This window comes from Pseudomonas deceptionensis (assembly GCF_900106095.1).
GTDB classification, from domain to species: Bacteria; Pseudomonadota; Gammaproteobacteria; order Pseudomonadales; family Pseudomonadaceae; genus Aquipseudomonas; species Aquipseudomonas deceptionensis.
Genome location: NZ_FNUD01000002.1, coordinates 4,222,565 through 4,243,143 on the forward strand (window position 1 = coordinate 4,222,565; position 20,579 = coordinate 4,243,143).

At 60.2% G+C, this 20,579-nt stretch carries 21 protein-coding genes; 6 read left to right on the forward strand and 15 right to left on the reverse strand.

Annotated features, from left to right (window positions below):
• Positions 1-112: 112 nt before the first annotated feature.
• From BLW11_RS19500 to BLW11_RS19515, 4 genes are all read left to right on the forward strand, one after another.
• Positions 113-1,000 (forward strand): urea transporter, encoded by an 888-nt coding sequence (locus BLW11_RS19500; protein ID WP_048360804.1) that lies wholly within the window; start codon positions 113-115, stop codon positions 998-1,000.
• Positions 1,001-1,039: 39 nt separating this feature from the next.
• Positions 1,040-1,861, forward strand: a complete 822-nt coding sequence (locus BLW11_RS19505; RefSeq protein ID WP_048360803.1) for an ion transporter — start codon at positions 1,040-1,042, stop codon at positions 1,859-1,861.
• Between the two features lie 84 nt (positions 1,862-1,945).
• Positions 1,946-2,953, forward strand: coding sequence for a sulfate ABC transporter substrate-binding protein (locus BLW11_RS19510; protein ID WP_048360802.1), 1,008 nt, complete (start codon positions 1,946-1,948; stop codon positions 2,951-2,953).
• Between the two features lie 232 nt (positions 2,954-3,185).
• Entirely contained in the window at positions 3,186-5,123 is a 1,938-nt protein-coding gene (locus BLW11_RS19515; RefSeq protein WP_048360801.1) for a DNA topoisomerase III, read from the forward strand.
• A 3-nt stretch (positions 5,124-5,126) separates the two neighbouring features.
• Here BLW11_RS19515 and BLW11_RS19520 read toward each other — a convergent pair whose 3' ends face one another.
• The 13 genes from BLW11_RS19520 to ccmA all read right to left on the reverse strand — a co-directional run bounded on the left by BLW11_RS19520 (position 5,127) and on the right by ccmA (position 16,479).
• Positions 5,127-5,969, reverse strand: a complete 843-nt coding sequence (locus tag BLW11_RS19520; protein ID WP_048360800.1) for a PhzF family phenazine biosynthesis protein — start codon at positions 5,967-5,969, stop codon at positions 5,127-5,129.
• A gap of 145 nt (positions 5,970-6,114) precedes the next feature.
• The gene (locus BLW11_RS24135) at positions 6,115-6,246 is read right to left on the reverse strand and encodes a putative transporter small subunit (RefSeq protein WP_241486147.1); all 132 of its coding nucleotides are present in this window, start codon (positions 6,244-6,246) and stop codon (positions 6,115-6,117) included.
• Positions 6,228-7,895 (reverse strand): sodium:solute symporter family protein, encoded by a 1,668-nt coding sequence (locus BLW11_RS19525; RefSeq protein WP_048360799.1) that lies wholly within the window; start codon positions 7,893-7,895, stop codon positions 6,228-6,230. The genes BLW11_RS24135 and BLW11_RS19525 overlap by 19 nt, the downstream gene beginning before the upstream one ends.
• Positions 7,896-9,150: 1,255 nt before the next feature.
• On the reverse strand, positions 9,151-9,552 hold the full coding sequence (locus BLW11_RS19530; protein ID WP_048360798.1) for a hypothetical protein: 402 nt from the start codon (positions 9,550-9,552) through the stop codon (positions 9,151-9,153).
• A 2-nt stretch (positions 9,553-9,554) separates the two neighbouring features.
• Entirely contained in the window at positions 9,555-10,757 is a 1,203-nt protein-coding gene (gene ccmI / locus BLW11_RS19535; RefSeq protein WP_048360797.1) for a c-type cytochrome biogenesis protein CcmI, read from the reverse strand.
• Positions 10,750-11,226 (reverse strand): cytochrome c-type biogenesis protein, encoded by a 477-nt coding sequence (locus tag BLW11_RS19540; RefSeq protein ID WP_048360796.1) that lies wholly within the window; start codon positions 11,224-11,226, stop codon positions 10,750-10,752. The genes ccmI and BLW11_RS19540 overlap by 8 nt, the downstream gene beginning before the upstream one ends.
• Positions 11,223-11,759, reverse strand: coding sequence for a DsbE family thiol:disulfide interchange protein (locus BLW11_RS19545; protein WP_048360795.1), 537 nt, complete (start codon positions 11,757-11,759; stop codon positions 11,223-11,225). Before BLW11_RS19545 ends, BLW11_RS19540 begins: the two co-directional genes overlap by 4 nt.
• The gene (locus BLW11_RS19550) at positions 11,756-13,744 is read right to left on the reverse strand and encodes a heme lyase CcmF/NrfE family subunit (protein ID WP_048360794.1); all 1,989 of its coding nucleotides are present in this window, start codon (positions 13,742-13,744) and stop codon (positions 11,756-11,758) included. The genes BLW11_RS19545 and BLW11_RS19550 overlap by 4 nt, the downstream gene beginning before the upstream one ends.
• Positions 13,744-14,217: a cytochrome c maturation protein CcmE gene (gene ccmE / locus BLW11_RS19555; RefSeq protein ID WP_048360793.1), complete on the reverse strand. Its 474-nt coding sequence runs from the start codon at positions 14,215-14,217 to the stop codon at positions 13,744-13,746. The genes BLW11_RS19550 and ccmE overlap by 1 nt, the downstream gene beginning before the upstream one ends.
• Positions 14,214-14,390, reverse strand: coding sequence for a heme exporter protein CcmD (gene ccmD, locus BLW11_RS19560; RefSeq protein ID WP_048360792.1), 177 nt, complete (start codon positions 14,388-14,390; stop codon positions 14,214-14,216). Before ccmD ends, ccmE begins: the two co-directional genes overlap by 4 nt.
• Positions 14,387-15,145, reverse strand: coding sequence for a heme ABC transporter permease (locus BLW11_RS19565; RefSeq protein WP_193790194.1), 759 nt, complete (start codon positions 15,143-15,145; stop codon positions 14,387-14,389). The genes ccmD and BLW11_RS19565 overlap by 4 nt, the downstream gene beginning before the upstream one ends.
• A gap of 87 nt (positions 15,146-15,232) precedes the next feature.
• A complete protein-coding gene (ccmB, locus tag BLW11_RS19570; protein ID WP_048360790.1) occupies positions 15,233-15,901 on the reverse strand; it encodes a heme exporter protein CcmB in 669 nt (222 codons plus the stop codon).
• Complete coding sequence (gene ccmA / locus BLW11_RS19575) at positions 15,898-16,479, reverse strand: cytochrome c biogenesis heme-transporting ATPase CcmA (protein ID WP_241486153.1); 582 nt, start codon at positions 16,477-16,479, stop codon at positions 15,898-15,900. The genes ccmB and ccmA overlap by 4 nt, the downstream gene beginning before the upstream one ends.
• Positions 16,480-16,724: 245 nt before the next feature.
• On the opposite strand from ccmA, the gene fliK reads away from it, so the two are divergent.
• The gene (fliK, locus tag BLW11_RS19580) at positions 16,725-18,296 is read left to right on the forward strand and encodes a flagellar hook-length control protein FliK (RefSeq protein ID WP_048360789.1); all 1,572 of its coding nucleotides are present in this window, start codon (positions 16,725-16,727) and stop codon (positions 18,294-18,296) included.
• A complete protein-coding gene (locus BLW11_RS19585; RefSeq protein ID WP_048360788.1) occupies positions 18,293-18,589 on the forward strand; it encodes an EscU/YscU/HrcU family type III secretion system export apparatus switch protein in 297 nt (98 codons plus the stop codon). Before fliK ends, BLW11_RS19585 begins: the two co-directional genes overlap by 4 nt.
• Before the next feature lie 175 nt (positions 18,590-18,764).
• On the opposite strand, the gene BLW11_RS19595 is transcribed toward BLW11_RS19585, so the two are convergent.
• Entirely contained in the window at positions 18,765-20,042 is a 1,278-nt protein-coding gene (locus tag BLW11_RS19595) for an amidase (RefSeq protein ID WP_048360787.1), read from the reverse strand.
• A 29-nt stretch (positions 20,043-20,071) separates the two neighbouring features.
• A complete protein-coding gene (locus tag BLW11_RS19600; RefSeq protein WP_048360786.1) occupies positions 20,072-20,485 on the reverse strand; it encodes a VOC family protein in 414 nt (137 codons plus the stop codon).
• Positions 20,486-20,579: the final 94 nt, after the last annotated feature.

Genomic DNA, 20,579 nt, shown 5'->3' on the forward strand with positions numbered 1-20,579 from the left:
TCAATCGTGGAAGCGAGCCTGCTCGCGAAGGACGTTCGCGAGCAGGCTCGCTCCCACCCATAGTTTCTACAGGGTTTACGGGTTCCAACCGCCACACTGCGTAGCCATCACCATGAGCTCTCATCCCTGTCCCGACTGGGCGACTGCCCTGTGCGCCGGTTTCAGCCAGATTTTCCTGCAACGCCATCCGCTGTGCGGGGTGATGTGCCTGCTGGCGATTTTGCTCAGTGCGCCCACCCTGCTCGGTGGCGCCTTGCTGGGCGGTGTTGCGGGGCTCCTGACCGCGCAACGGCGCGACTATCCCAAAGCCGAGCGCCAGGCGGGTCTCTACAGTTACAACGGCATTTTGCTGGGGTTGCTGTTGAGCCACCAACTGGAGTGGTCGGCCCTGCTGCCTTTGCTGATTATCGCGAGCGCCGGGCTGAGCACCATGCTCGTCCATCAGTGGTTAAAACGGGCTGCCCACGGGCAAAGCCTGCTGGCCTATACCGCGCCTTTTGTGGGGCTGGGCTGGATCTTGCTGTACCTCAACTCCCCACCTGCCCAGGCCTTGAGCCAGCTTCCGGCACTCAACAGCCTCACGCTGCTGCACGCGCTGTTCAAAGGCATTGGCCAGGTCATGCTGCTGCAACACCCGATTGCCGGGCTGCTGATTGTGCTCGGGCTATGGCTTGGCAGTCGGCGGGCTGCACTGTGGGCGCTCACGGGCTCATTGGCCGGTCTGGTGTTTGGCCTGTACCAACAGGATACGGCCGCCGCCTTGAACGGGCTCACAGGCTACAACCCGGCCCTGGCCGCCCTTGCCCTGTGCCAGCAACGCCGCCACCCCTGGCTGCCTCTGGTCGGCATCATCGTCACCCTGCTGCTCGCACCCGGTTTTAGCGCCCTGGGGCTACCCCCCCTGACCGCGCCGTTTATTCTCAGTTGCTGGCTGGTACACGCCAGCGTGCGGATACTCAGCCCCGCACAAGAACAATGCAGGTTGCGCATTGAGCGCTAATACTCGAACCTTCTGACATTTGGGCATCGAGCAACCTGCATGGAAAACAAGGATTGGCGCCAACGTCTGTATGTCATGGTCTTTCAGGCCGACACCCTCGCCGGGCGCCGTTTTGACACCGCACTGCTACTGATCATCATGTGCAGCCTGGTGGTCGTGGTGCTCGACAGCATCAACAGCATTCACCGCGATTACGCCGACCTGCTGGCCTATATCGAGTGGGGCTTTACCTTAGTCTTTGCCATCGAGTACGGCCTGCGCCTGTATTGCTCGCCCAAACCGCTGCGTTACGCCTTCAGCTTTTACGGCCTGGTGGATTTGCTGGCCATCGTGCCGGGCATTCTGGCGATCTATTACAGCGACGCGCAGTACCTGCTGATCATTCGCATCATCCGCATGCTGCGCATTTTCCGCATCCTCAAGCTGCGGCCCTACCTGAGCCAGGCCAACTACCTGCTCTCGGCCCTGCGCGGCAGCAAGCAAAAAATCATCGTGTTTCTGGTCAGTGTCTCGACGCTGGTCACGGTGTTTGGCAGCCTGATGTACGTGGTCGAAGGCCCGGAAAACGGCTTCACCAGCATCCCCGTGAGCATTTACTGGGCCATCGTCACCCTGACGACCGTCGGCTTTGGTGACATCGTGCCCAAAACCGTACTGGGGCAAGTCATCTCGGCCATGGTGATGATCACCGGCTACTCGATCATTGCCGTGCCCACCGGCATCTTCACCGCTGAACTGGCCAACGCCATGCGCGGCGAACAACTCAAGCACGACTGCCCCACGTGCAAGAAGAACACCCATGAACAGTCGGCGTCTTTTTGCTCAAGATGCGGTAATGCGCTATTTACCAAAAACGTATAACCACCGTACTTTTTAATCTTTTAAGGACTAACCGCCAGCCGCTATAGTTGCTGGCAATATGCCCCCTATAACAAGGAATGCGCAGTGAACAAACTTTTTAGCGCCTCGATCCTGGCCGCTGGCCTGGCCCTCAGCAGCATCGCTCACGCAGCGGCCCCGCCGCCGCTGCTGAACGTGTCATATGACGTGATGCGTGACTTCTACAAAGACTACAACGCTGCCTTCCAGAAGCACTGGGCACAAGAGCACAACGGCGAAAAGCTCAACATACAAATGTCCTTTGGCGGTTCAAGCAAACAGGCACGTTCGGTTATCGACGGTCTGCCGGCTGACGTCATCACCATGAACATGGCCACCGACATCAACGCCCTCGCCGACAACGGCAAGCTGGTCCCGGAAAACTGGGTGACCCGCCTGCCGGACAACAGCGCACCGTTCACCTCCGCCACAGTGTTTATCGTGCGCAAAGGCAACCCGAAAGCCCTGAAAGACTGGCCGGATTTGCTCAAGGACGGCGTACAGGTGATCGTACCCAACCCGAAAACATCGGGTAACGGCCGCTACACCTTCCTCTCGGCCTGGGGCTACGTACTTAAAAACGGCGGCGACGAAACCAAGGCCAAAGAGTTTGTCGGCAAGCTGTTCAAACAGGCACCTGTGCTCGACACCGGCGGCCGTGCAGCCACCACCACCTTTATGACCAACCAGATCGGCGACGTGCTGGTGACCTTCGAAAACGAAGCTGAAATGATCGCCCGCGAATTTGGCCGCGACCAGTTCGAAGTGATCTACCCGAGCGTGTCTGCTGAAGCCGAGCCGCCAGTGACCGTGGTCGATAAAGTAGTCGACAAAAAAGGCACCCGCGCAACTGCCGAGCAATACCTGAAGTACCTGTGGTCGCCTGAAGGCCAGGAAATCGCCGCCAAGAACTACCTGCGCCCACGGGACCAGGCAATATTGGCCAAGTACAACGACCGTTTCCCGAAAGTTGACTTTCTGTCGGTTGAAAAAACCTTCGGCGACTGGCGCGATGTTCAGAAGAAGTACTTCAACGACGGTGGCGTTTTCGACCAGATCTATAACGGTCAATAACGGCCTGCTCCACAAGCTCGACACGGCTTTTGCAGCCGCTGTCGAGCACGGGGCTGCGACGGGGCGCGAAGCAGCCCTGCATTGAAGGGCCTTCGGCCCTTATCGCAGCCTTCGGCAGCGGCTACAGGTCCTCGCGCCGCACACCTGTATATAAAGCCAGTAAAAACACTTGCCCTCGCGCCCGTCTCTGCCCATGCTGTGCGTCTTCTGCGCACCCTGAATGAGTTGACCGATGCGGTTGTTTTTGTGTGAAAAACCTTCCCAGGCCAAAGATATCGCCGCCGTGCTCGGTGCCAGCCGACGCGGTGATGGCTGCTGGGTCGGCCCCGCTGCCACCGTCACCTGGTGCATCGGCCACCTGCTCGAAACCGCCCCGCCCGACGCCTACGACGAGCGCTACAAGCGCTGGGTGCTGGCCGACCTGCCGATCATTCCCGAAAAATGGAAAATGCGCGTCAAGCCCAAGACCGCCAGCCAGTTCAAGGCCGTCAAGCGCCTGCTCGGTGAAGCCAGCGAACTGGTGATTGCCACCGATGCCGACCGCGAAGGCGAGATGATCGCCCGAGAGCTGGTCGAGCACTGCCGCTACCGTGGCCCCATCCAGCGCTTGTGGCTCAGCGCCCTGGACGACGCCTCGATTCGCAAGGCCCTGGCCGCCCTCAAGCCGGGCGCCGAAACCTTCAACCTCTACCACTCAGCCCTGGGGCGCTCGCGGGCCGACTGGCTGATCGGGATGAACATGAGCCGTCTGTTCACCCTGCTGGGGCGTCAGTCCGGCTATCAGGGCGTGTTGCCGGTGGGCCGGGTGCAAACCCCGACGCTGCGGCTGGTGGTCGACCGGGATCGCAGCATCAGCGACTTTATCCCCGTGGCGTACTGGGCCATTGATGTACAGCTCAAACACGACGGGCAACTGTTCACCGCACAATGGCGTGCCGACCCCGACACCTGCGACGATCAGGACCGCTGCCTCAACCAGGCCCACGCCCAACAAGCCGCTGCCGCGATGAACAACTCCAGCAGCGCCCGGGTGATCAAGCTGCGCACCGAGCGCATGCGCGAAGTGGCCCCGTTGCCGTTCGACCTCGGCACCCTGCAAGAAGTGTGTTCCAAAAAGCTCGGCCTCGGCGCCCAGGAAACCCTCGACATCGCCCAGGCGCTGTACGAAACCTACAAGGTCGTGACTTACCCGCGCAGCGATTGCGGCTACCTGCCGCAAAGCCAGCACAGCGAAGCACCGGCCATTCTGGCAGCCTTGCAACAGGCTGATCCGGCACTGACACCCCTGGCCGGGTATCTCGACCCTCAACGCCGCTCTCGGGCCTGGAACGATGCCAAAGTCAGCGCCCACCACGGCATCATTCCCACGGCTGCCGCCAAAAATATCGAGCGTCTGAGCGGCAAACACCGAGCCGTGTATACGCTGATTCGCGCACGCTACCTTGCGCAATTTCTGCCCAATCACGAATACGATCGCACCCAGGCCGACTTCGATTGTGCAGGCCAAAACCTGAGGGCCGTTGGCAAGCAGATTGTCGAACCCGGTTGGAAGCGCGCCTTGCCCGAAGCCCTGGCCCCGGCAAAAGGCCGCGAAGCCCCGGCACCGCAACCCTTGCCGATATTGCGCGAAGGTCTGGAGTGCGCGATCGCCAACATCCATCTCAAAGACCTGTGGACCCAGCCGCCCAAACCCTTCACCGAAGGCGACCTGATCAAGGCGATGAAAAACGTCGCCAAACTGGTGCAAGACCCGCTGCTCAAGCAAAAGCTCAAGGACACCACCGGCATTGGCACCGAAGCCACCCGTGCCGGGATCATCCAGGGCTTGCTGGATCGCGGCTACCTGATCAAAAACGGCAAGGCCCTGGCCGCCACGGCGCCCGCCTTCAGCCTGATCGACGCCGTGCCCCGCGCCATCGCGGACCCCGGCACCACCGCCATCTGGGAGCAGGCGCTGGACATGGTGCAAAGCGGCGAAATGACCCTCGACACGTTCGTCTCCAAACAGGCGGCATGGATGAGCAAACATATCGAGCGGTGCAGCGCCATGACCATGACCATCAGCGGTCCGGCCAGCCCGGCGGGCGCTGCACCGGCCTGGAAAAAGAAACGCAAGACCACAACGGGCAAGGCCAAGCCAAAACGGGCGGTGAAACCCAAAGGGGCATGAATGTTAAAGCGTGAGTTGCCCCGAAATGCAGGTCACGGCCGAACCGCCCACCCAGATATCGTCGCCAATCTGCTCGATGGATACCCGCCCTGCTCGCCCCATGGCCGCGCCCTGACTGGCTACATAGCGCGACGGGGCAAGGCCGTCGCCGATCAGCCACTGGGCCAGCCCGGCATTCAGACTGCCGGTAACCGGGTCTTCGGGCATGCCTTCACCGGCACAAAACGCACGCACTTCAAACTGCGCTTCATCACCATCGCGCTCGGCGTTCCAGGGCGCGACCACGCCAATGGACAGGCCCAGCAATTGTGCGTAATCAGGGTTCAAGGCCAACACCTGCTCGCGGTCGCTTAGCATCAACGCCACCCAGCCGGGGCCATTGTCTACCCAGCGCGCGAGCGCCACAGCCTGAGACTCGATGCCCAGGCCACCACAGATACGTTGCAGCAACTCATCCTCGACAGCGCCAGCACGCAACAGAGGCGGTGCCGTAAAGGCCAGCTGCTCGCCATTGCGGCGAATTCTGATCAAGCCCGCGCTGCACTCCTGAACGATCTCTTCACCCTTGGGCTCGCCCCCGGCTTCCAGCCAGGCATGACAACTGCCCAGCGTCGGGTGCCCGGCAAACGGCAGCTCTTTAAGGGTGGTAAAGATGCGCAAGCGGTAATCCGCTTCAGGGTTTTGCGGCTTCAGCACGAAGGTGGTTTCACTGAGATTGGTCCAGCGTGCAAAGTCGGCCATCTGCGCATCGGTCAGACTGTCAGCGTTCAAAACCACCGCTACCGGGTTGCCCTTGAGTGCAACAGTACTGAAGACATCAACTTGCTTGAATTCAAATGGGCTCATGGCCAGCTCCTGATAACGACCAGAAGCACCCTACACAATCCGGGAAAAGATGGCGCGGTTTTGTAGCCTCTGCAGAAACACAAAAGCCGCGACCGGCTGTACAAGCAGATCGCGGCGTCCTCGCCTCAACAGCGATTACACGGGGTTAAACCAGATCCGTGCCGTCACGCTTGGCCTTGCGCACATCGCGCCACAGACTGACGCACAGTGTGAGCATCACGGCGGCCGCGATGACCGGCCAGATCAATACATAAACAGTCAAAGCGAAGCTGGACATGGGATGGCTCCTTTTTCAGTGACAGGTTCCGCGTTGTGGTGGAAGGCCACGACACGCTCGTTGATGCAGTCAAAATCAAATGTCTGGTTGGAACGTAAACTCACCAGCACACACACCACCGTACTGACGCCATAGGCCGTCAGTGAGCTGAGCAGTACCGGGTAATCACGCAAAAAACCAAACGCAAAGGGCGCAAACGCCATAAAGGCCAACGCACCCAGCACAAAGCCGGCGCGTTTACCCAAAAAGCCGAATGCCATCAGGCCGATCACCACCCCACCGCCAATCGAGGCGCAGAGCTCGAAAAACAGCGCCACCAGCCCCTGCATCTCCAGCAGCTCGAACCGCGCGACCAAAAACATCACAAAGCCTGCGATCGCCGCACTGGTAAACGCCGCATTGGTAATCCGTTCCCAATACAGGCTCGCGATCACCGGGAACACGATGGCGCCCCACAGTGCGCCGACAAAGATCAGCATGGTCAGAATGTCGAGTTTCATACTGGCAAAAATCATCGCCAGCATCGTTGCCAGCACCATGGTCAGGCGCCCGACAAACAACATGGTTTTCGGATTGGGCTTGCCCTTGGCAATGTTTTTGCCATAGACGTCCGTCATGACCAGTGCAGACAGGGCGGACAGATCCGAGTCGGCAGTGGAGGACAGCGATCCGATCACCATGATGAAAAACAGCCCCACTGCAAAAGGCGGCAAGTAGGTCGAAGCCATCTGCGGGATCAGGTTATTGAGGTCGCCATCCAGCGGTTCGATACCGGCCAGCAGCGCCAGAAAGCCCAGCATGCCGAGCCCGATCACAATCGAGGCATAACCGATGGTGGCCGTGACGAATGTCGACTTCATCAAGTCTTCACGCACTGCAAACAGGCGCTGTGCGATGGTCTGGTTACCGATGGCGTATGCCAGCACAGCCACGAAGTAAGGCGCGCCCTGCTCGAGAATTGCAGTTTTCGAATAGAAGCTGGCTTGCTCGGGCGTGATTTTCGGCATGCCCTGGGTGAAGACTTCCGGACCGCCCAGCTGGAAGAAAATAATGGGAATAATCACCACGGCGGCGAAGATCATGGCGAACAATTGACCGAAGTCCGTAAGTACCGACGAGCGAAACCCCGACCAGATGGTGTAGGTAAGAATCCCGACACCTGCAATCAGCACCCCATGGGTAAAGCTCAGCGGCGAGAGCACCGCCACCAGCGCCCCGGCGGCAGTGAAGTTGACCATCAGGCTGATCAGGCTGCCGACAATGTTGGAGCCCGCCAGAATCATCTGGCTGGAGCGCCCGTGCCGGGCGTGCATGATTTCGGCAAGCGTGTGGGCCTTGGGGGCCAGTTGCCGGAACCGCCGGCCAAAGGGGTAGATGAACAGAATCATCAGCGCGCCCCAGAAGCCGTAATGCAGCGCCCCCGAGAGACCGAATTTATAACCCGCACTGGCGGCGGCATAAAACGAGGCGGCCCAGATCCAGGTCGCCGTCATGCTGGCGGCTGACATGCCAAAACCGATGGAGTTATTGGAAACCATATAACCGTCGACATTTTCTTCCTTGCGACCCACGCGCAAAGACACCAGAAAAGTCAGGCCATAGAAACAGAACAGAAGCAGCAACACAGTGAGGGTGGAAAGTTGAAACATTCCTTTCTCCTTTTTATGTGCGCGCAATCGTCACAGACGCAACGAAAGGCCAAAAATCGGCAAGCGCAACAACCCGGAGTTCCTGACAGGCAGGCGATAGCGGACAGCAGTCCGTGGGTTGTCAGAGTGATGGCTGGCAAGTGACGGAACGCAAGAGGCGTCCCACGTCAAAAGGTAAAGCGTGCGCTAGCACGTTGAACCCGGTGCTTGCAGCAATGGCCGGCGTGTGCCGGAAGATAAGTCCTACATCAGAGGCGTAAAGCCCTGACGCGAACGGATATGAAGTATACAGATTTGGGCGTGAAACTGTTCGTTCAAACTAAACCGTGGGAGCGAGCCTGCTCGCGAAGGCAGTAAGCACTGGCTTTTGTTAACACCTTTCGCGAGCTGGCTCGCTCCCACAGAGGTCGCCGTTTTGCGTTACTTGAACTGCCGGCTCAAACCCGGCGGTACACCGCTGATGTCGGTCTCTTCCCACGGCCCGCTGGCGGTAGAAGACGTATTTGGGCGTGAAACTGTCCGTTCAAACTAAACCGTGGGAGCGAGCCTGCTCGCGAAGGCAGTAAGCACTGGCTTTTGTTAACACCTTTCGCGAGCTGGCTCGCTCCCACAGAGGTCGCCGTTTTGCGTTACTTGAACTGCCGACTCAAACCCGGCGGTACACCGCTGATGTCGGTCTCTTCCCACGGCCCGCTGGCGGTAGAAGACCTATTTGGGCGTGAAACTGTTCGTCCAACTAAACCGTGGGAGCGAGCCTGCTCGCGAAGGCAGTAAGCACTGGCTTTTGTTAACACCTTTCGCGAGCTGGCTCGCTCCCACAGAGATCGCCGTTTTGCGTTACTTGAACTGCCGGCTCAAACCCGGCGGTACACCGCTGATGTCGGTCTCTTCCCACGGCCCGCTGGCGGTAGAAGACCTATTTGGGCGTGAAACTGTCCGTTCAAACTAAACCGTGGGAGCGAGCCTGCTCGCGAAGGCAGTAAGCACTGGCTTTTGTTAACACCTTTCGCGAGCTGGCTCGCTCCCACAGAGGTCGCCGTTTTGCGTTACTTGAACTGCCAGCTCAAACCCGGCGGTACACCGCTGATGTCGGTCTCTTCCCACGGCCCGCTGGCGGTAGAAGACGTATTTGGGCGTGAAACTGTCCGTTCAAACTAAACCGTGGGAGCGAGCCTGCTCGCGAAGGCAGTAAGCACTGGCTTTTGTTAACGCCTTTCGCGAGCTGGCTCGCTCCCACAGAGGTCGCCGTTTTGCGTTACTTGAACTGCCGACTCAAACCCGGTGGTACACCGCTGATGTCGGTCTCTTCCCACGGCCCGTTAGGGCTGACCGCACGACTCCAGCCGTTGTTCCAGCGGTAGTAGGCCCGCTGGCGGTAGAAGACGTTGGTCTGGTCATCCAGCACGTACACGCCCATGCGCGCATCCCAATGGCTCGGGCCACCCGGCGGCGGCGCAAAGGTGGCCGAAGTACGCGGCAACGGTTTTGGCGGCTTGGGGATTGGCATGTCCGGGAGGGGTTTGCCGGAAGGCTGGGGCGACGGTTGCGGCATCGGCATCGGTGTTGAAGGCGCTGTCGGTTCGTAAGGCTGATTAACCGCACAGGCGCTCAGGCCTAAAGCCAGTGTGAGCAAGGTGATGCGTGCAAGTGGATGCATTTCTATTTATCCGGGCTGTCGATGGTCAGCTGTTGCAGCTCTTTAGTGCTGCTGGACAGCGGCTGGCTGCGCCCTACCCACTCGCCAGCCGTCGGCTGACCGGCGCGGGAGATGCGTGCCATCAGTTGGACTTCAGGAAAGTTGGACAGTTTCAATTGCGGCATCATTGCGTCGACATCACCCAGCTCAACGGTGATGGGCAAATCCGCCACGGTCACACGTTTAACTGCCAGGGGCGCCGGAGGACCGGACACCGCACGGGCGAAGATAAAGACGCTGTCACCCGGCAAAGCGCTGGCCTTGACCGCATCGGCCAAATCAACGCTGACCCTGATCGAAGCCTGGGCCTTGGCTGCAGGCGCCGCTTCAACCTTGCCACCACTGGCCAACAGTTGCTCACGGGCTTTCTCGATACCGCCTTCCAGTGCCGTGCGGGACTGATCGCCGACGGGCAATTCATTCATCAGGCGCTGCCAGTAACCGATAGCCTCCTGATAGCGCTGGCCTTCAAAGGCGGCAATGCCCAACAGACCAAGGCTGGTGACTTCTTTCGGGTCGGCCTTCAAGGCTTCGTCGGTCAGCGCCTGAACCTTGTCGCTCCACTTTTTATCATCGGCAAAGTACTGCGCCTGGGCCCATTGGCCCAGCAATTCAGGCTGACGCCCGGCCAGGTTGGCAGCGCGCTCAAACACTTTGGCCGCATCGCCCGGACGGTTTTGCGCCATGTAGGCGCGACCCAGGAAGTACAGGCCTTCGGCCGAGTCCGGTTGCGCCGCGGCGGCACGCTCAAGACGCGCAACCATTTCTTCAAGGGATTGCGGCGGCTGGGAGAATTCGCGGGTCAGCTCGACTTTGTCGCTGGAGCCAAAGTGCAGGTACAGGCCCAGGCCCAGCACCGGCACCATGATCGCCGCCAGCAACGGGATGGCTTTGCCAAGGCTGGAAACCCGCGCCGGGGCTACGCCTTCGGTGTCTGCCAGCAGCTCCCGGGCGGCTTCGGCACGACCGGTTTCCAGTTGTTCGGCGGTCAAGGCGCCCTCTTCACGCTGGACCTGCAATTCGGCGACACGCTCCTGGTACAGCGCGACGTTCAATGCGGTGCGGTCTTCTTCACGCTGGGCACGACGCCCGCGCAATACAGGGATCAATAAAAAGCTGAGGGCGATCAGTAGCAGCAAGCCTGCTGCAAGCCAGAAATCAATCATCTTTGGTTTTATCCAGCAAAGTGTCGAGGCGCTGACGCTCCTCGGCAGAAAGTGTGTCCGGACCTTCGGCCGGCCCGGTACGGCGGCGGCGCCCGACGATGACGCCAATCACCACCAGCCCGCCCATCAGCAACGCCAGCGGGCCAAACCAGAGCACTGCAGTCTTGCTGGTCAGGGCCGGTTTATAGAGCACGAAATCGCCGTAGCGGGCGACCATGAAATCGAGGATTTGCTGGTTGTCCTTGCCCTCGCCCAGCATGCGGAAGATCTCGCGGCGCAGGTCGGTGGCAATCGGTGCGTTGGAATCGGCAATGTCCTGATTCTGGCACTTGGGGCAACGCAGTTCCTTGGTCAGCTCGCGAAAACGTTCGCGCTCGGCGTCGTTGGCAAACTCGTAGGTGTCGATGGCCGCATGGGCAATGCCCGTCAACGTCAACCCGAACACCACAGCGGCTAGCCAGCGCTTCATGGCTTGGCCTCGTCAACCAGTGCCTGGTACTTGCCGGCCAGTTGCTCGCGCCACACGGTTTCGTCGATCACACCGACAAACTTGTGGCGAATGATGCCCTGGCTGTCGATCAGGAATGTCTCGGGAGCACCGTACACACCGAGGTTCAGGCCCAGAGAGCCGTCAGCATCGTTGATGTCCAGCAGGTACGGGTTGTGGAACTCCTTGAGCCACTTTTTCGCGTCTGCGTTGACGTCCTTGTAATTCACGCCGTAGATCACCACACCCTGCCCGGCCAGTTTGGTCAGCATCGGGTGTTCGACCCGGCACGAAATGCACCAGGTGGCCCACACGTTAACCAGCGCCGGCTTGCCCTTGAGGTCAGCCTCGGTCAGGACCTTGTCGCCCTCGACCGCAGGCAGGCTGAATGCCGGGAACGGCTTGTCGATCATCGCCGACGGCAACTCCGTCGGGTCCAGGTACAAGCCTTTGTAGAGAAACCACGCCATGCCCAAAAAAGCGGCCAGCGGGACCAGCATCAACCAACGTCTCATGCCGTGGCTCCTGTCATGCCCAATGCTTCACGCACGCGGCTTTTAACCTTGACCCGGTAGCGACGGTCCATCGCTGCCAACAATCCACCAAAACCTGTGAGCAGGCCGCCGAACCAGATCCAGCGTACAAACGGCTTCACATGCACCCGCACCGCCCAGGCGCCATCGCCCAAAGGCTCGCCCAGCGCGACGTACAGGTCGCGAGTGAAACCGGCGTCGATCCCGGCTTCGGTCATCATCGAGTTCTGCACCGTGTACAGACGTTTTTCCGGGTGCAGCACGCTGACTTCCTTGCCGTTACGGATGACACGCACGGTGCCTTTGTCTGACGTGAAGTTCGGGCCCTGGTAGTGCTTGGCACCTTCAAAGATGAAGTGATAACCACCCAGTTCCATCGACTGGCCTGGCGCCAGGCGCAGGTCGCGCTCAGCACTGTTCTGGCTCGACAACACCACACCCAGCGCACACACCGCGATCCCCAGGTGGGCGATCTGCATGCCCCAGTAACTGCGGGTCAGGCTTCGAACGCCTTTGACCAGGCCTTTGTGCCGGGTTTTGTCACCGATGTCGCGCACCCCGGCCAGCAGCACCCAGGCCGCCAGCATAAAGGTGGTAATCACGGCCCAGTTGAAGTCGCCATAGGCAACACCGGCAATCGCCGCCAGCGCTGCGCTGCCCAGCAATACCGGGGTCAGCATGCCCAACAACCATTTGACCGGCGTGTCTTTCCAGCGCACCAGCATGCCCACCGCCATCACGACCATCAGCAGGCCCATCAGCGGAATGAACAATGCGTTGAAGTACGGTGGGCCCACCGACATCTTGGCGCCACTGATGGCATCCAGAATCAGCGGGTACAAGGTGCCGAGCAGAATCATCGACGCGGCCACCACCAGCACCAGGTTGTTGCCCAGCAGCAAGGTTTCCCGTGACCACAGCTTGAAGCTGACGTGGCTTTTGACCACCGGCGCCCGCAACGCAAACAGGGTCAGCGAACCGCCCACCACAAACAGCAGGAAGATCAGGATAAACACGCCGCGCTCAGGGTCGGAGGCGAACGCATGCACCGAGGTCAGCACGCCGGAACGTACCAGGAAGGTGCCCAGCAGGCTCAGCGAAAACGCGGCAATGGCCAGCAACACGGTCCAGCTTTTGAACACGCCACGTTTTTCGGTCACAGCCAGCGAGTGAATCAGCGCGGTACCTACCAGCCACGGCATGAACGAGGCGTTCTCCACCGGGTCCCAGAACCACCAGCCGCCCCAGCCAAGTTCGTAGTAAGCCCACCACGAACCCAGGGTGATGCCGATACCCAGAAAGGCCCACGCCACGATGGTCCACGGGCGAGACCAGCGTGCCCATGCGGCGTCCAGTCGACCGCCGAGCAAGGCGGCAATGGCGAAGGCAAACGCCACGGAGAAACCGACATAACCCATGTACAGCATCGGCGGGTGAACGATCAGGCCGATATCCTGCAACAACGGGTTAAGGTCATTACCGTCTGAAGGAATCTGAGGCAGCAAACGTACGAAAGGGTCAGAGGTCAGGATCAAAAACAGCAGGAAGCCCACGCTGATCATGCCCATGATCGCCAGCACCCGCGCCAGCATCACCTGCGGCAATTGCCGGGAGAAGATCGATACGGCAAAGGTCCAGCCTCCCAGAATCATGGCCCACAACAGCAGCGAGCCTTCGTGGGCGCCCCACACTGCACTGAACTTGTAGTACCACGGCAGCGCACTGTTGGAGTTGCTCGCTACGTACGCCACCGAAAAATCATCGGCCATAAAGGCATAGGTCAGGCAGGCGAACGAGAACAACAAGAAGGCAAACTGCCCCCACGCGGCGGGTTGCGCCAGGCTCATCCACAATTTGTCGCCGCGCCAGGCCCCCAGCAGCGGCACGATGGCCTGCACAATGGCAAAGCACAGCGCCAGAATCATGGCCAGGTGGCCCAATTCAGGAATAAACAGTCCAGACATCATCACTTAACCTCTTTCGCCGGTGCAGCGTTGCCCGGTACAGGCGCGGATTGGCCACTTTCATTCAGCGCCTTGGTCACTTCAGGCGGCATGTATTTTTCATCGTGCTTGGCGAGCACTTCATCGGCTACCACCACGCCCTGGGCATTGAGCTTGCCCAGCGCGACGATGCCCTGCCCTTCACGGAACAGGTCCGGCAGGATGCCGCGATACGTAATGGTCACGGACTTGTTGAAATCGGTGACCACAAACTGCACGTCCAGCGAGTCACCCGTGCGCTTGAGCGATCCGTCTTCAACCATGCCGCCGGCACGGATGCGGGTATCCAGTGGCGCTTCGCCATTGGCGATCTGGGTCGGGGTGTAGAACAGATTGATGTTCTGCTGCAAGGCGCTCAGGGCAAGGGCCACGGCAGCGCCCACCCCCACCAGAATCGCCAGGATGATGATCAAACGTTTTTTACGCAGCGGATTCACTTCGAATTCTCCCGACGCAAACGACGCGCCTCTTGTTGCAAATAACGTCGGCGCGCCATGATCGGCAGTGCCACGTTCAACGCCAGTACCGCCAGGCAAATGCCATAGGCCGACCAGACATACACCGCGTGATGGCCCATGGCGATAAAGTCGCCAAAAGAAGCAAAACTCATCGCGCCCCCTCCAGTGCCTTCAGCACTTCAGCCTTGACCCAGCTGCTGCGGGCCTCGCGCTTGAGTACTTCCAGGCGCATGCGCAACAGCAGCACCGCACCAAAGAAGCAATAAAAGCCCACCACCGTCAGCAGCAGCGGCATCCACATTTCCATGGGCATGGCCGGTTTTTCGGTGAGGGTGAAAGTCGCGCCCTGATGCAGGGTGTTCCACCACTCCACCGAGTACTTGATGATCGGGATATTGATCACACCCACAATCGCCAGCACCGCGCAGGCCTTGGCCGCGCTGTCGCGATTGGTGATGGCATTGCCCAGGGCAATCAGGCCGAAGTACAGAAACAGCAGGATCAGCATTGAGGTCAGGCGCGCATCCCACACCCACCACGAACCCCAGGTCGGTTTGCCCCAGACGGCACCGGTGATCAGTGCCACGGCGGTCATCCAGGCACCGATGGGCGCGGCGGACTGCAACGCGATATCAGCGATTTTCATCTTCCAGACCAGACCCACCACACCGCACACCGCCAACATCACGTAGCAGGATTGCGCCAGCATGGCGGCCGGAACATGGATATAAATGATCCGGAAACTGTTGCCTTGCTGGTAGTCCGGCGGTGCAAACGCCAGGCCCCAGACCACCCCGCAGGTGATCAGCAACACGGCGGCAATGCTTAACCACGGCAACAGCCGCCCACTGATGGCATAGAACCATTTGGGCGAGCCGAGTTTGTGAAACCAAGTCCAGTTCATCACGCTGTTTCCATCACGGTGCTTGGACACGACCGTCAGGGGTCGCTATCAAAGCCAGGGTCTTTACTGGCCCCGCAGGGCCAGACCTCATTATTCGCCGACGCTGATTTTCAGCCCGGCGGCTATAGCAAAAGGTGTAAGGGTTACTGCCAGGGCGGTCAGGCTACCAAGCCACAGCAGATAACCGGTTGCGGGCATACCTTGTAATGCCGCCTGCAAGGCGCCACTGCCAAGGATCAGCACCGGAATATATAAAGGCAGAATCAGCAACGCCAGGAGCAGGCCGCCACGCTTGAGGCCCACGGTCAGCGCGGCCCCCACGGCCCCCAGCAAACTCAACACCGGCGTACCGAGCAGCAACGACATCAGCAACACCGGCAGGCAGGCTACCGGCAGCCCAAGCATCAAGGCCAGCAGTGGCGACAGAATCACCAGTGCCAGGCCGGAAAACGCCCAGTGTGCCAGCACTTTGGCCAGGACCAGTAGTGGCAGGGGGTGCGACGAAAGGACCCACTGCTCCAGCGATCCGTCCTCAAAATCACTGCGAAAAAGCCCGTCCAGCGAGAGCAAAACCGCTAAAAGTGCTGCGACCCAGAGCAGCCCCGGAGACAAGGTTTGCAACAATTGAGTCTCGGGGCCGACCGCCAGCGGGAACATCGCGATCACAATCGCGAAGAACACCAACGGATTGGCCAGCTCGGCCGGCCGGCGAAACAGCAAACGCGCCTCGCGCGCCACCAACGTTCCAAACACACTCATACAGCCCACTGCCCCAGGTCAATATCGCGGTAACCGGCCGGCATCCGGGTCAACGTATGGTGAGTGGTGAGCACCACCATGCCGCCGCGTTCGCAGTGGCCGGCCAGGTGCTCTTCGAGTTGCGCAACGCCCTGCTTGTCGAGCGCGGTAAAGGGCTCGTCGAGAATCCACAGCGGCGGGCTGTCCAGATACAAACGGGCCAGTGCCACTCGCCGCTGCTGCCCGGCCGACAGGGTGTGGCACGGCACATCTTCGAACCCCTTCAACCCCACCGCGGCCAGCGCCGACCAGATCGCTTCGCGGGTAGAGGGCCGGTGCAAGGCACACAGCCAGCTGAGGTTTTCTTCGGCGGTGAGCAAATCCTTGATCCCGGCGGCATGGCCGATCCACAGCAGGTTAGTCGTCAGTTCATGGCGCTGACTGCTCAAGGCTTGGCCGTTGAGACGTACTTCCCCCGCCGTCGGCTGCATCAGGCCCGCCAACAATCGCAACAGGCTGGTTTTGCCGCTGCCGTTGGGGCCGCTGATTTGCAGCATGTCACCGCTGGCCAGACGCAATTCGAGGTTCTCGAACAACATCCGCCAGTCACGCTCACACGCGAGCGATACGGCTTCTAAAAGAGGGCTGGTCACGTAATTGAGGCCTTCACGGTTCAAGTCGGCTCAGGCGCGGCCGTTAAAGTGATGCAGAATAAATGCATTTGCGGCCGGTTTCAGAGAGCCAGGTCAAACATTTGTGATGTTTCCATGCCCTCTGAACGACGGGGCAGCATTATACATGCCATGTCCTACGCTAAAGAGGGCAATTTCGACAGGTTGTTACGATGAAAGGCGACATGAATATTCCACCCATGCCACATACCGCGTCCAGCAGTCTGCGCTCCGGTCTTGTGGGCGGTGAAGTGCTCAAGTTGCTGCAACCTGCTGAAGGCCTTATCCGACCCGGCCAGAGCGCCCAAGCAGAAGTCTTGTCGCTCAAGCAAAACGATCAGGCGTTCCAGCTGCTCCTCAAGTTGACCCTGGCCGGCGGGCGAGAAACCAATGTGCAGGCCAGCAGCAACTTTCCGTTGCCATTGGGCACACAACTGGCCGTGACCCAGCCTTCGGCAGGCAACCTGGCGATCAGCCTGCAACAGGCGCTGAGCAGCAGCGTGGCCACCCTCACCCGCCTCGATACGCAGCAACTGCCGGTGGGCACGCTGCTGCAAGGCAAAGTGCTGACAACCCAGGCTTTGCCGCAGGCTGCCGGGCAACCGGCGATCTACCGCTCGCTGGTGACACTGCTCAACAGTGCCTTGAGCGGCAGCACCCTGACTCTGGACAGCCCGCAGCCCTTGCGTATCGGCAGTTTGCTGAGCGCCCGTGTGCAAGGCCCGCAAAGCTTGAACTTTGTCCCGCTCAGCGGGCGCCAGGAGCAACTGGCGATAGCGCAACAACTGGCAACACAACAAAGCCGTCAAGGCTCGCTGGAGGGGCTGCTCAACGCTCTGCAAAAACTCCCGCCCAGCGACAGCATGCCCGACGAATTACGCACCTCCATCGACAAACTGCTGGCGGGTTTGCCTACGCCTTCACAGCTGAGCAACCCCAAAGCCTTGAGCGCTGCCCTGCTCAACAGCGGCGCCTTTCTGGAAGCCCGGTTACTGGGCGGTCAAACCCAGGCCCTGGCCCCGGACATGAAAGCCACTTTGTTGCGGCTGATTGCGCAGATCCTGCCCGGCGTGCCGGCCAGCACCGCCTTCAACCCCGGCATGGCTGCCAGCACCCAGGCCCAGGCCATGCCGACCTTTGTACGCAACGCGCTGGGCATGCTCGGGCAGGTCGGCGCCAAGCCGCAGCCGGGTGGTTTCCCCCTGCCCCAGCGCTCAGTACAGGGCGGCGAACATGAGGACAGCCTGGAAAACCTGCTCAAACTCGCAGCCGCAGCCATTTCGCGCCTGCAGAGCCATCAGCTGTCGAGCCTGGACCAGAGCGGACGCACCGCCGACGGAGGCACGCTGACCACTTGGCAACTTGAGATCCCGATGCGCAACGCCCATGACATCGTGCCGTTGCAGGTCAAGTTCCAGCGTGAAGACCCGCCGGAACAACAGCCGCAAGAGAAACCCGAGTCACGGGAGACAAAGGATCAACTGTGGCGCGTAGAACTGGCCTTCGACCTTGCGCCGCTCGGCCCGCTGCACGTGCAAGCGCAACTGCTGCGCGGCAACCTGTCGGGCCAGCTCTGGGCTGAGCGGGCGTACACCGCACACCTGATCGATAGCCAACTGGGCAACCTGCGCCAGCGTTTGCATGACGCCGGGCTGAGCGTGACCGATCTCGACTGCCACCAGGGCACCCCGCCACACAGTGGCCCTGCCCGACTTGAACAACGCTGGGTCGATGAAACCGCATGAAGACAGAGCCCGCACCACGCCAGGCGATAGCCCTCAAATACGACGGCAAACAAGCCCCCACCCTCACGGCCAAGGGCGATGACGAACTGGCCGAAGCCATCATCGCCCTTGCCCGCGAGTACGAAGTACCGATTTATGAAAATGCCGAACTGGTGAAATTGCTGGCGCGCATGGAGTTGGGCGACAGCATCCCCCAGGAGCTGTATCGCACGCTGGCAGAAATCATTGCCTTTGCCTGGCAGCTCAAAGGTAAATTCCCGGCAGGGTTTGATCCGGATTCGGGAGAGCCGTGATGAGCGTTCGCGCTGCTTGAACATTCCCGTGGCTACAGCAAAAGCAAAGGCAAAAAGCAGATTTTAAATAGCACCCTTTTTTGTGGGAGCGAGCCTGCTCGCGAAGCAGGCGACGCGATCTTTCCGGCAAACCGCAGTGATGCCTTCGCGAGCAGGCGCGCTCCCACACAAGTAACTAACCCCGCAACGCCAAATCCACTTGCCCGGCCGCGTCCAGCAGCGCACTGTCCTCGCGAAACCCACCAATCACCTGCAGCCCCACCGGCATTTCCCCTGGCTGTCGTGGCAAGGGGATGTTGATTTGCGGCAGCCCGAATGCCATCCAGAACTTGCAGAAGTCCGAAGGCCCCGTGGTTTCCAGACCCAGCGGCGCCACCATCCCGCAGGTAACGCTCAACATGGTGTCAAAGGGCGCGAAGATGGCTTTCAATACGTGGGCCTGTACCGCCAGGCGCGCCTTGGCCGCAGACTCCTGCTCCCATGTTGTGCCCTTGGCCCGCTCGATCATGGCCACGACGGACGGGCTCAGTAGCTCGGGGCTGGATTGCCATTCTTTGGACAGCGAGCGGGCACCTTCGCAATCATTGATCAACAGATGGTCGTCAAACACCTGCGCAAACTCATCCGGCAACTCCACCATGGTCACGCTGTGCCCTGCGGCTTTTAATCTATCGACCGCCGCCAGCAACGCATCAGCCACAAGAGGATCAACCTGATCCCAGCTCGCGGTGCGGCAAAAACCAAACGTGCGCGGGCCGCTGGGGCGCGTGACATGTGGCAAGCCGGGGATCAGCACCTGCGCGACCAACCCCAGGTCACGGACCGAGCGCCCATACCAACCCAGCGTGTCAAAGCTCGGCGCCAGGGGTTTGATCCCCTCCAGGGACACCAGCCCGTAAGACGGTTTAAACGCATACAACCCGCAATAGGCCGCAGGCTTGAGCAACGAACCGGCGGTTTGCGTGCCCAATGCAACGGGGAAAAACCCCGCTGCCATACCCGCAGCAGAACCGGCGCTGGAGCTGCCCGGGGTCCGGTTCAGGTCCAGGGGGTTGCGGGTCGGCCCGGTGTGCATATAGGCAAATTCAGTGGTGTGGGTTTTGCCCATGATCACAGCGCCCGCCTGACGCAGCAGCGCAACCACATGGGCATCGCGCGATGGCCAGTTGTTGTCGTAGATCGGGGAATAAAAACCCGTGGGGTGGTCGCGGGTATCAATGATGTCCTTGACCCCTACCGGCACTCCGGCCAGCAAGCCGTTGATCCCGGGGCTGCTCAGCCCCTGCGCCTGTTTGCGCACGACCTGCGGGTCGAGGGCGACAAATGCCTGGATCGCTGACTCACGGGCGCTTGTCTGGGCCAGGAAATGCTCGGCCACTATGCCAGGGCTCAGGCGCGCAGTGCGGACCTGTTCGGCAATCGAGTGGGCATCCGCTGTGTCGAGAAAACTCATGCTGTATTCAACCTCTGTTCATAGCTGCGTTACTGGGCATACACCGACGCCCACTGCGCAAAACCCTTGATCTCGATGGGATTGCCAGACGGGTCAAGGAAAAACATCGTCGCCTGCTCACCCGGAGTTCCGACAAAACGAAGGGTCGGGGCCAGCACAAAATCCACGTCACGCGCCATCAGTCGCTCTTTCAGGGCCAGCCAGTCAGGCATGCTCAGCACCACCCCGAAATGCGGCATGGGCACCCAGTGATCGCCCACTTTTCCGGTGTTGCTGACGGCAAACGGCTCACCCAGGTGCAACGACAATTGATGACCGAAAAAATCGATATCCAGCCACGTTTCGGTGCTGCGACCTTCAGCGCAGCCCAGCACATCGCAGTAAAACCGGCGCGCCGACGCGAGGTCGCGAACGTGGTAAGCAAAATGAAAAAGCGACTGCAAAATAACCTCCTGAAACCGGACTTGGCTAAATGACCATGCGGGAAATCATGCCGTGACCAATTCAAAAGAGATAACCTGTTATTTTTTCCATCAA

Bases quoted from the DNA above. Each gene is read 5' to 3' on its own strand.
- BLW11_RS19540 (WP_048360796.1), bottom strand. From the start codon at position 11,226: ATGAAGCGCTGGCTAGCCGCTGTGGTGTTCGGGTTGACGTTGACGGGC.
- BLW11_RS24135 (WP_241486147.1), bottom strand. From the start codon at position 6,246: ATGTCCAGCTTCGCTTTGACTGTTTATGTATTGATCTGGCCGGTCATC.
- BLW11_RS19550 (WP_048360794.1), bottom strand. From the start codon at position 13,744: ATGATGTCTGGACTGTTTATTCCTGAATTGGGCCACCTGGCCATGATT.
- ccmI (WP_048360797.1), bottom strand. From the start codon at position 10,757: ATGATTGATTTCTGGCTTGCAGCAGGCTTGCTGCTACTGATCGCCCTC.
- BLW11_RS19545 (WP_048360795.1), bottom strand. From the start codon at position 11,759: ATGAGACGTTGGTTGATGCTGGTCCCGCTGGCCGCTTTTTTGGGCATG.
- fliK (WP_048360789.1), top strand. From the start codon at position 16,725: ATGAAAGGCGACATGAATATTCCACCCATGCCACATACCGCGTCCAGC.
- BLW11_RS19520 (WP_048360800.1), bottom strand. From the start codon at position 5,969: ATGAGCCCATTTGAATTCAAGCAAGTTGATGTCTTCAGTACTGTTGCA.
- ccmA (WP_241486153.1), bottom strand. From the start codon at position 16,479: ATGTTGTTCGAGAACCTCGAATTGCGTCTGGCCAGCGGTGACATGCTG.
- BLW11_RS19595 (WP_048360787.1), bottom strand. From the start codon at position 20,042: ATGAGTTTTCTCGACACAGCGGATGCCCACTCGATTGCCGAACAGGTC.
- BLW11_RS19585 (WP_048360788.1), top strand. From the start codon at position 18,293: ATGAAGACAGAGCCCGCACCACGCCAGGCGATAGCCCTCAAATACGAC.
- BLW11_RS19515 (WP_048360801.1), top strand. From the start codon at position 3,186: ATGCGGTTGTTTTTGTGTGAAAAACCTTCCCAGGCCAAAGATATCGCC.
- BLW11_RS19525 (WP_048360799.1), bottom strand. From the start codon at position 7,895: ATGTTTCAACTTTCCACCCTCACTGTGTTGCTGCTTCTGTTCTGTTTC.
- BLW11_RS19530 (WP_048360798.1), bottom strand. From the start codon at position 9,552: ATGCATCCACTTGCACGCATCACCTTGCTCACACTGGCTTTAGGCCTG.
- ccmD (WP_048360792.1), bottom strand. From the start codon at position 14,390: ATGAGTTTTGCTTCTTTTGGCGACTTTATCGCCATGGGCCATCACGCG.
- ccmB (WP_048360790.1), bottom strand. From the start codon at position 15,901: ATGAGTGTGTTTGGAACGTTGGTGGCGCGCGAGGCGCGTTTGCTGTTT.
- BLW11_RS19500 (WP_048360804.1), top strand. From the start codon at position 113: ATGAGCTCTCATCCCTGTCCCGACTGGGCGACTGCCCTGTGCGCCGGT.
- BLW11_RS19505 (WP_048360803.1), top strand. From the start codon at position 1,040: ATGGAAAACAAGGATTGGCGCCAACGTCTGTATGTCATGGTCTTTCAG.